At 57.8% G+C, this 10,130-nt stretch carries 8 protein-coding genes and 1 pseudogene; 2 read left to right on the plus strand and 7 right to left on the minus strand.

All coding sequences use genetic code 11. From position 1 onward, the window contains the following. Positions 1 to 161: 161 nt before the first annotated feature. From QCE49_RS33055 to QCE49_RS33070, 4 genes and pseudogenes are all read right to left on the minus strand, one after another. Positions 162 to 554 (minus strand): hypothetical protein, encoded by a 393-nt coding sequence (locus QCE49_RS33055; protein WP_309806846.1) that lies wholly within the window; start codon positions 552 to 554, stop codon positions 162 to 164. Positions 555 to 634: 80 nt separating this feature from the next. Then, positions 635 to 1,318 carry a hypothetical protein gene (locus tag QCE49_RS33060; protein WP_250460082.1) on the minus strand — a complete coding sequence of 228 codons (684 nt, stop codon included), beginning with the start codon at positions 1,316 to 1,318 and terminating at the stop codon, positions 635 to 637. A 1,294-nt stretch (positions 1,319 to 2,612) separates the two neighbouring features. Continuing rightward, positions 2,613 to 3,212: a hypothetical protein gene (locus QCE49_RS33065; protein ID WP_250460076.1), complete on the minus strand. Its 600-nt coding sequence runs from the start codon at positions 3,210 to 3,212 to the stop codon at positions 2,613 to 2,615. Between the two features lie 2,414 nt (positions 3,213 to 5,626). Next, a pseudogene (locus QCE49_RS33070) lies at positions 5,627 to 5,842 on the minus strand (transposase); the annotation flags it as partial. A gap of 564 nt (positions 5,843 to 6,406) precedes the next feature. On the opposite strand from QCE49_RS33070, the gene QCE49_RS33075 reads away from it, so the two are divergent. Next, a complete protein-coding gene (locus QCE49_RS33075; RefSeq protein WP_250460073.1) occupies positions 6,407 to 6,886 on the plus strand; it encodes a hypothetical protein in 480 nt (159 codons plus the stop codon). After that, a complete protein-coding gene (locus QCE49_RS33080; protein WP_250460070.1) occupies positions 6,855 to 7,499 on the plus strand; it encodes a hypothetical protein in 645 nt (214 codons plus the stop codon). The genes QCE49_RS33075 and QCE49_RS33080 overlap by 32 nt, the downstream gene beginning before the upstream one ends. Positions 7,500 to 7,691: 192 nt before the next feature. Here the strand turns inward: QCE49_RS33080 and QCE49_RS33085 are convergent, their stop codons facing one another. From QCE49_RS33085 to QCE49_RS33095, 3 genes are all read right to left on the minus strand, one after another. Then, positions 7,692 to 8,108: a hypothetical protein gene (locus QCE49_RS33085; RefSeq protein ID WP_250460068.1), complete on the minus strand. Its 417-nt coding sequence runs from the start codon at positions 8,106 to 8,108 to the stop codon at positions 7,692 to 7,694. A gap of 105 nt (positions 8,109 to 8,213) precedes the next feature. Further along, a complete protein-coding gene (locus QCE49_RS33090) occupies positions 8,214 to 8,642 on the minus strand; it encodes a putative phosphothreonine lyase domain-containg protein (RefSeq protein WP_250460066.1) in 429 nt (142 codons plus the stop codon). Between the two features lie 253 nt (positions 8,643 to 8,895). Then, the gene (locus QCE49_RS33095; protein ID WP_250460064.1) at positions 8,896 to 9,513 is read right to left on the minus strand and encodes a hypothetical protein; all 618 of its coding nucleotides are present in this window, start codon (positions 9,511 to 9,513) and stop codon (positions 8,896 to 8,898) included. Positions 9,514 to 10,130: the final 617 nt, after the last annotated feature.

Here is a 10,130-nt window from a genome sequence, read left to right on the forward strand (position 1 = left end):
CATGCACCTACACTAGCCGACATGAGTCCGGTTTTACGCCGCAGGCCGGGTGGAACTGAGCGGCGACTCGACTTGAGACGGACCGAGGCTTCCCTTGCAGGCGTTCGAACGATGCCGACGCGTGGGGCAATCGCGCGCGCCGCTGACGCAATGCCTCGGTGTCACCACCACCACGGACGCGAAGTACCGCCATCGCTTGAATCGGGGCCGTCACCGCGCCCCCCGCCATCCCGGCGGTCGCGCTCCTCGTCACGTTCTTCGCAGCGGTGCCCGGTTTTCGGCAGGCCGCTCACCTTACGAATGTATCCGGTGCTCCCCGCGGCTTCCGCAAAAAATAGATCGCCCTCGGGCCCAAACGTGAGTCCCCTAGGACCGCCTATGATGCCAGCTTGCGTCGAAGGGCCGCCGTCTCCGCGATGACCATCCATGCCACTCCCGGCGATGGTCGTGATGATGCCGGTGTGCCTATTGACTTGGCGCACGCGAAAGTTAAAGGTATCGCTGATCGTCAGGTTGCCCGCGCAATCGAATGTGATGTGCGTCGGAGAGTTCAAGAATGCGTCGGTCGCCGAAATGCCATCTCCGTTGTAGCACGCCGAGCCGCCCACCTGCTGGCACGTCACTCCTGTGCCGGCTACTTGGCTGACCTTACCGGTCGATGCCTCAAACCAGTGACGTTGGGCGGAGCGGGATCCACCATGTAAAGGGCGCCGTGCGAATCGAATGCCATGGTGACGATGTACGTGGCGCCCAACTCGACGACGGTAGAGATGATGCCTGTTCGATGGTCCACGCGCCGAATCCTGCCCGCTGCTGAATCGGCAATGTAGAGATCGCCATCCCGGTTCACCGCGACATCGTTGGCAAATACCGCTGCTTGCGTGGCCGGACCGCCGTCACCGCGGTTGGGCACATTGGGCGTACCCGGGCCAGCCACTGTGGTTATGAGGCCGGTGTCACGATCGACGCTTCGAACGACTCTCGCATTACCGGAATCGCCAATGAATACGTTACCGGCGCGGTCAAGCGTCACCCCTGTCGGATAGTCGAGTAGCGCCTGCGTGGCTGGGCCGCCGTCGCCGGTATAGCCGGCCTGCCCGGTACCGGAAATGATCGTCACCGTGACGTTTGTATGGCTAATCCGCCGAACAACGTGATGTGTCGGTTCGGCTGTACAAATGTTTCCCCATCGGTCAGCCGCGATGGCTTCGGCCTGAATTCCCTGAGCGCCGTCGTCGCCTGCGAATGTAGTGATGCCCTGGGCTTGGGTGGAGTGCGCGATCGCGACTAGCAGCAATCCGTGAAAGACTCGCAACATGGCAGCGAGCCTTTGGTCTATCCGCGTTCTGCGCGACATACGTGCTCCCTTCGGCGTCATCAAATCGCACGATCGTTCAAAAGTCGATGTGCGGAACGTAGGATGTTGTGGCCAAGGGGAAACAAGCCCGAAAGCGTCCAAACCGCCCGACACTTTATTCTAGTGGTGCGCTTCGAAAAGCGAATGATTGCTTGAAGAGAACGCGCCCGTCATCCCGTGGCATTGCCGTCGCGCCGGTCGAGCGTCGGAGGACGGAGCGCTTGCTGGGGCTTGACGCCGGCCGTCTGAAGCCCCATCGATGCGCGTAAGTTCCGCCTTGAAGTTGACGCGCCAGCGTGATGGGGGGTTGTCATCGTCTAACAGCGTCATGCCGAATGACCAGCGCATAGAGCGCAATTTTCGCTTCCCCACTTGGCTTGTTCCAAGAATCCAGTCGCTTCCATGGTGCGCCTCCATTCGGCAGCAACGCAAACCTTGCGCCTGGAGGCAGGAGTAGGCGTTTTCGCTGATCAAAATCGGTGCGCGATATCGCCGTGAAAACCTCGTTGGAGCGGATCACGGACGATCGGGCCACGGCATGGCGCGTTAGCCGCTATGGAGTCGAGCCGCGGCGACGGCTACAACATGCTTCGGCCGTTGACGAGTTCATGGCGGCCAAAGAAGAAAGCCCCTGTCGAAATATGTCTCTCACGATCAAGGAGCGCCTCGTTGACTCATGCGGTCGCGGGGCTGAGAAGGTCGCGCCGAAGAAATCCGCATTTTCCCTCTCCAGCCATGTGAAATTTTTGATGTACGCTTTCTACACATTTAGAACATACCTGCAAAGGTACAGCGAAGGCGGCGGTGCGTCGCCGCTTCGCTGAGGCTGAAACCTGAGAGACCATGCAGACCAAAAAACCGTCCCCGCACACGGGGCGCGGATGCGTTCGCGCGCCTCAAAGTGTCGACGCAGAGATCGACCATCTCGAGCGAGTCCTCGCAGGTGAGGGGGCCGATTCTATGTTCGGCCGAACATATTGGCGCGCTCGAGTCACCGAACTTCAGGCGACACCCGGTTTAGTTCCACATCAACATGAACGATTAGAGCGGCTTCTTTCACGTTTCCCCCAATGATGCGGAAGACATCGGTTAGGAATGCAAAGGGCTGGTCTTGCAAGGCTGCGGGTCGTTTCCTTCCTGGCTGCTTCGGCGCTGTCGCTGGAGCGGTTGGTTTCGACAACTGAAAAGCCGCAGTGTGAAGCGTACTGCGCGTGCCGTACCGCAGGTAGAGGGCCGAAATCCATCTCGGCATAAGTCATTGGGGCTTTTGCAGATGCCTTTTTCGCTCAGCCAACGCCCGGTTGCGCCAGGTCCGGGCGACGCTAGTTCCGATTCTTTCGAACTCTACGTCGTTCGCAGCGCACTCGAGGCAGTGCAATTCCTGCAATGCGGCTTCGCCGCAACGATTGCCATCGCGTTGCGCGAATCTCAGCTCCGCTTCGAGCTTCCTTTTAAGAAGCTCTGCGCGAATCCAACGGGAGGCTGCTTCACTGTCCGTTGGACGAGCGTGCTTGGGCAGAGCCATCAGCATCTCAGCGTTTGCTTCGTCAAACGCGTGGCAATGCAAAATCTCTTGAACTTGGCGCAATACTTCCTCGGTAGTCCGGTCGCGCCTCTGGACGGCAGAGCGCCAATTGGGAAAACGCTCTGACATGGCGTCGAGGAGCGCCGTCAAGTCGAAGTCGCGCCAGAATGTTGGAAGCGGTCTGTACCCGTATTCGAAGGCGAGGCTCAGATTCCCCGCGTTCACGTCGGCGTCTTGGAGGCCGCAGTCGGTCATGAACCCTACGATGGTTCTGGCCACTTCGTGGAAATTCTTCGTGGCGGTTTGTTGACTGAGTTCTGTGGTGCTCATGTTTTTGCGATTGGGTTGTGAGAGGTGCCAAGCCGCTTCGACGACTTTGTCGATCCTCAGGTCACACTGGCGATCGTCGTCGAGATTGAAGGCTACCGCGCCACGCGTGCTAGGTGCGATCGTTCGTAGCGCTCAATGCGAGAAAGATAACACAAAATTCTATGGCAAAGATAAAAATAAGTTGATAATTTTTATTTTACGGGGTTTTAAAGAGAAATATGCCAGTAAATAAGCGGTCTTTTTGCAGCAGGGTTGTTGTTCTCACGGTACGCGTCCGTCACGAAGACGGGCTGCATGGTCGAGATCGTCATCCAGTGCATGTGATCGCGGATGTGGAACTAGCAGCTCGCGGAGTTCATGCTGGACGGCAGGTCGCGCTGGCGGTCGGCCGCACCGAACGCCGGACACTTGCGGGACATGGGGGCGCGGCTGATGTCGAATATCGTGCGGAATGTGTGATGCTGCTGGCGCGGTGCGATGGTCACTCTGGAGGCCGCTCGGGCGAAGAAGTGCGCCGCAAAGACGGCGGTCGTGACGAACGTCGGTCGAAGAGCGCGGCGGCGGAGACCGTCAACGCGACGTTTGCGCCAAACAAGCCGGCAACCAAGAATGCGGCCTCGGTGTCGGCAACCGCGATGAGGGCGGCAGGGAAGAAGGCGCGGCAGCACGCAGAAAGGCGCCGGCGAGCGAGGTACGTCACTCCCTGGTTGCCAACGAGAAATCACGGGGTTTGGGACAACGGCGATACTGGCTACCCGTTCGTGGGATCGGCTCGCTCTTCCGCGCAACCGCGGTCCGTTCCGGTTACATGTACGTCCACGCAGCGTCGATCGAGGCATCAATGAGAGAGATGTCGACGCTCGGAGACGCCGGAGGTGGTACCGAGGCCTTAATGTACCCATAGGCTCGACACTTAGAGTTTTCGATCTAATCCGAAAATCGGGTAATAATCACCCGTAGTTTTTTCGCAGCGCGAATTGCCAATGCGTTTGCGCGTCGACACATATCTTTTCAAGTGAAATTCGCTCCCGTTAGAATTCAATTCATACCTGAACCAATCGATTCCCGATACATATGTCGTTTGGATTTCTTGAACAATCGTGAAGATTGAAGATGTTCTGCCAAGACATGTTTTTTCATTTGACCGCTATCAACACCTTCCTCGCAGCTCCTCGCTGACCTGAGGCGGTTCGTGCGTCATCGCGTTTGCGCCACGCGGGCGGGGCCCGATGGCCGGCTGGAGCGGACCGGCAGTATGTCGCCGGATGAGATAGCCAAGTTTCTGCCGAAGGCGGATTTCGATTGGCCACCGTCTGCTGCCACCAGGCGGCGCGGTCGCAATCGCCTGGTGCCGTGACTGCCGGAGGTCGTTCGCGCTTGTGTTTTGAGCAGCCAGGCCGCCGCCGAGGCCGCCGCAACTCCGACGTTTTTTCGAAGAAGCGGCAACGAAGATTTCTTGGCACTCTTTCCCGTTCGCCCTATAGCAGAGCTGATCGCCGTCCCATCTGAGATACGGCGAGAGCAAAGGACCGGCGGGAAGCTCGCACGTGCCCCATAGACCCTGCATCACGACGCCTCGCTGTGTTGAATGCGACCACGATGCGCTGCCTGCCGGCGCGACGGCGAGAACTTGAATGGGAGTTCGTCCAAATGCATCGTGCCATGGCGGCGGAGCTCGAATCTGCGCAGCGGAAGGAAGGCATCGGGGACAAAGACCACAACCAACAAAGTGTCTCGACATCAAAAAAGTCGGCGAACCACCCGCGGAAAACTCCTTCGATTCGCGGGAGTATTCACCGCCCAAAAAATCTCCCATTCTGCTCGTTAGTTTTTCGGCTCGTCATGCTCCCTCGATGGCGCTATACGACTCCAACGAGATTTACAACTGATATGACGAAGAAATATGCCAAGCATTCATGTAACTAGCGACCGTAGAGAGTACCTCGCAACTGCCGCCTTGGTACGATTGTCCTGTTTCGAGCAAAGGCCCGAGGGAACGGTCGAAATGTCGGATGCCACTCCAGTGTTGACATGCCGAATCGAATCCTCTGTGGCCGACCACATCAGGACGGATTGCAGTCCGTCTAACGTTTTCGTTGGCTATTTCGCAGTCGGCGAAAGTCGACTGATTCTGATTCGACTTCAGTTTGGCGATGTTCAGGTCTGTTGGCTTGCGGAATTAGCTGTTCCGGAAATCTTGGGAGCAGTGGATAAGTGGCAGCAGGAAGGACGAGTTCCTATGGCGTTTTACACCGGCGACGGCGAGCATGTATCGAAATCGCTTTGTGTAGATATGTCAACACCCGGCGTTTTCGAAGCTCGGCTACATCCGCTACCGCAATAGTCGGCCCTTACTCGGCGACGTGTGCAACGTCACGGTCAGCCAGTCCGGCGGGAGGTGGTTCGCCAGCGTCGGTGTGAATCGTCTGGACGCGGGCCTTGGCCTTCTTCCAGCTATGGCTGAATTTCTCTTTGCGCGCGATGCGTCGTTGATACCTCGCAAGGCGCTTCTCATGCTTCTTGACACTGTTAAGCGGGGCGATGTGCGAGCCGTCGCTCAGCGTGGCGAAGCGAGCGATTCCGACGTCTATGCCGATCGCGCTTGTGACCGTCGGCCATGGTACGTCGACCCCACAAAGCTTTCCCGCACAAAGCTTCTACAACGATCAGCAAACCCACGCGCTCGTATGAATCGAAGACCTGCAGGTGATCAGCATGAGCAAGTCGGCAAGGGATACCATTGAGCGACGGGCAAGTACATCCGGGCAACGGCCGAGCTCAATAAGTCCATTCTTGGCTAGGGCTGGCGCGAATTCCGCCGCCAGCTTCAGTACACGACGGCCTGGTCCGGCGGCATGTTGCTCGCGCGGCACCGGCGTACAACACGAGCAGCACGTGCCCGTGCGGTGCACACTGGCGAAGGAAAAGAACGCATCGGCGACACCGATTACAGCCAAGAAAATGGCTCAACAATCAAAAAAGTCGCCCAACCTGCCGCGAAAAACTCCGTCCATTTGAGGCTGTATTCGGCCTCCCAAAGATCTGCCGTTCAATTCGTCAGTTTCTCGCCCCGTTATGCCCCTCCAATCGCGTTATACGTTAGGCGACGTTTGATTCAGCTCGATCGTCGACGCGCCTTGCTCCCGACTCAACGCGGGCGGCGTGTTCTTAATCTCAATACATAGGAATGTGTCATGCCGGTGTTTTTCGTAGCACGCAAGGGTTTGAAAAAGTTGGATGGGAAGTTCAGTACGGACATCTGGGCGATGAGCGTGGACAATGTCGTCGAAGTGGTTGGCAATCCGGACTGCCCGCATGTCGCAGAGGGATTGGAAGTCGGCGGTGCGTACCAATTCCAGGAAGAGCGGTGGTTCGCGGTTGCGAGGAAGCGGCGCGAGTTTTCCAAACGCATGGAGCAGTTGGCGGGGCTCGTCGGCTATAACTGGCGCGCGGCGGCCTCAGATGCTCTGGGGCCGTTCCGCGAACTGTTTCGTCACCCGGGCGAATTCGGGACTATCGGCCCGATGACCTCGGCTAAGCTGGCCGCTGATTTCGCGGCGTGGGATGTTAGGGCGCTCGCACTCGGAAAACGCTTCTACTACTGGTTTGGCTTGATGCAGAAGATGTTCGAGTACGCCAAGAATGACGGGGCAGTTTGGTACCAATACCAGTAAAGCGACCTCTTGTTTCGCAATCGACACAAGCATTCAACTAAATGAGGGTTTCAATTCGATGTCTGTCTTTTTCCTCGCTTGCAAAGGAGTGGAAGCGATTGAGGTCGGCGACGGTTACCGGCGCCAACAAAAAAATGCATTCGTCGTCAGTCTCGACGGCGAACGACCCTCGCTCGCTCTAGGACTGGTGGGTGGTTGTCCCTACCGATACGAAGAAGAGCGCCTGTTCGTTGTTGCGGCAGGAGAGGACGAATTCAACGCGTACCATGACCAGTTGGCGAAATTGGGCGGATTTAACTGGCTGATTCACGACGTGGAAAGTCCGGGGCCATTTCGCGAACTGATTGGCTATTCAAGCGACTCCGGAATCATCGGTCAGATGGTGTCGGCGAAACTGTGTGACGACTTCGCTTGGTTCGACGAACGTGCTCGGGCGCTTGGAGATTGCGGCTTCTACATGTGGTTCACCGTCATGCGAGAGTTGTTCGAATTCGCTGGAAAGGACGGTGCCGTCCGATACGTCAAAGAACGGCATTTGCGGGACACACTTTCTCGGTTCACCCACCAGGACGGCATTGCCGCGTTGCTACATCGGCTGACGGCTTGGGCGTGAGAAGCGCTCAGGAACCGGCGGCGTGCGGTTGGAACGGGCGCAAAAGGGAGGTGACGCCCTTCACTTCTTCGGCCACTTAAGCCACGATTTCCGGAATCGTTTTCGGACTGCGTCTTTTCCCGCGAGCGAATCTTTGAGCCCGATCGCCGCATCGATTGAGGCGTGGGCCGGCCTAATACAAGCTCGAGGCGCTCATTCTTCATGGCTGTCGTCCCGAGGGTGGCTCGGGGTGTTCGAGTCTGATCCGACACGTGTTTGAGCCGCGTTAGCATCCGTCAAAATCTGGCGCGCGCGCTCGATCGTCCAAGTAACCTCCGCGGTCGAAAAGTCCCATATTCCGCTGTGGACCTTTTTGAATACTCCTGCCTCGACTTTGGACACCGCCGTCTGCAGGGACCACGCGTTCGCCGTCATCTTCCGGGACGCATACGCTGCCAGTTGCTGCGCGAGGTCGTCGCACACGATGTATCTGTCATACACCTCATCATCGGTCGGTCCCGCTTGGTACGTGTCACCGATTTTTCGCAGCAGAAGTTTGGGCTGCGCCCCGGAAATCGAGCCCTGCGCGGTCGTCCTTGGGAAGTCGGCGGGAAGATGCTTTTGGCTCATGTGTACACCTGGGCGCAAGTGAAGCGTCTACGTTATATGTCCGGCACGATTGGCAGCACCAGAGGCGTTTCCGGACTGACGACGTGGCGATCGCAAGCGTATGGGCTATACGCGTAAATACCACTCATCGGAGCCGGTACGGCCGTTCTGAGTATCAACGTCGCGCTTGTAGCCCAGTTCCTCCGTGAATCCCAACGTTCGCAAAACGTCGCGTGCGTGCATGAGATCTTGCAAGTTGGTCCAATTATCAGTGTACACGCAGATGACGTGAATGCTCCCGTGCGCCATGCTGTGTAGGGCGGTGGAAACCTTGGCACACAGCAGCTGATTGTGCTCGAGGGCGTGTTTGATTTTGTTCCACGCCGCATCGACGTCCGCTCGGGACACAAAGATGCACCATTTCCCCGTCATGTCGCCGGAGATAAACTTCTTGCAGAGCGGAGACATCTCGAGGTGCCAGCTGCGACTGAGGTCTTCTGAAGGCGTGTCTGACTTCCGGAGCAGGCGCGCGGACAGTGGTAATTGTTCGTTCACTTGAACCCACTTTCACGTGTTTGGGCCGCGATGGGTTGTGAGACAGATTCGGTCTGCCTTAATATGAGCTGGGCATGGCTGCTTCAGCGAAAGCAGCCGCGGAAGGTAGTAACCAAACGAGCCGTCGCAAAAACGGCATCGCCAAAGACAGAAGGTGAGTTCTGAGTGGTGACGCCCGCGCCGGAAGGCGAGGCCAACGAGAGCCTCGTCCGATCTCGGCCGGCCGGTGCACGTCGTCGGCGGAAAAGGCCCTCTACTCATGAATGAAAGCCGCCGCCGCCCGCAACACTGGTTTAAATTCGCCACTTATGAGTGCCTGCAACGGCGTGAGATCGCAGAGCGACACGTTCGGCGAAGTGAAGAACTCCCATCGGCGCCAGCCGGTCTGGCTTGCCAGGCGTCTCGCGAGCTTTGACAAGCTCTTTCGATCAAGCTCACGTACAAGGAAGAACGCCGGATAGAACGCTCGACCCTCAATGGTAACCTTGAAGATACGGCCGGACGCGACGTCTTTGCGAAGTTTCTTCTTCGTTACGCCTGACGCTAAGCGGAAGTGCGATGCGCGTAGCAACTTACCCTCGGCAACCAAATGGCGATGCGGGGACGTAGGGTGTTCGCTCTCGGGGGGTCCCGCTTGGGGTAGATCTCGAATGGACCGGAGGTCGAGGTTCAACGCAGTGGAAAGTCCGGCGACGTGCATAAGACGAATTTTGAAGAGTCGTCCGACTTCTGCGTCGGACAGCCTCAGAAGCGCGCAAGCCGCCCGATAATCGAACAAGACCGCCGACACGGCGGCGTTGCGCAGCGCTCGTAGTACCTGGGCATCACGAGCCGAGGGATCACGGTTCGTATCATCGGAATGCCGTGGCATCTCGTTCCTCTTCAAAACGTAGTCCGCTGTCGGTCCGTTATGCCGAAATGGAGCAGAGGCTAAGGCTTATCCAGCAACACAGGCCAGAATGCCGTATTCCATTGCTGGCTGAATGTCCCGTGCCTGCTGCAGTTTAAGGTGTCGCAACCAAGTTGGCACATCTCGGGTGAAGCTGATGACGCGGCGAACGCATGGCAGGCGCGAGCGCCTCCGCTACGCAATAGCGCGCAGCATCGCATACTGCGTTTGTACTCCACGAACATGACAGCGCGTGATCAGCACGTCGCCTTGCGATCTATGGCGGAGCGATATTCGCTGAAGGTCTGGCGTCGCCTGACGCGTTCACGAGGTCGCACCTACTCAGGTGCGTAGAGGAAAATGAGGGACATCGGAGACTCCGGATGCTGCAGGGGGCGCATTCGAACAGTCATCCCGCAGCGGGCGGACAACGTCAGACCTGTTTAGAGTTTTGCTTGATACGGTCTTTTGGAGGTACGCATTCTTTCTCACACCCCAAGTCTAGCAGGCTGTTGAAATACCCTCTGCGTGGGTCATCCGTGCGCAAGGGAGAAACGTTGATTCAAGGAATCGAACGACACTGAGACCGAAACGATGCG

Origin of the sequence: Caballeronia sp. LZ008, from assembly GCF_031451435.1 — a bacterium.
Taxonomy (GTDB): Bacteria; Pseudomonadota; Gammaproteobacteria; order Burkholderiales; family Burkholderiaceae; genus Caballeronia; species Caballeronia zhejiangensis.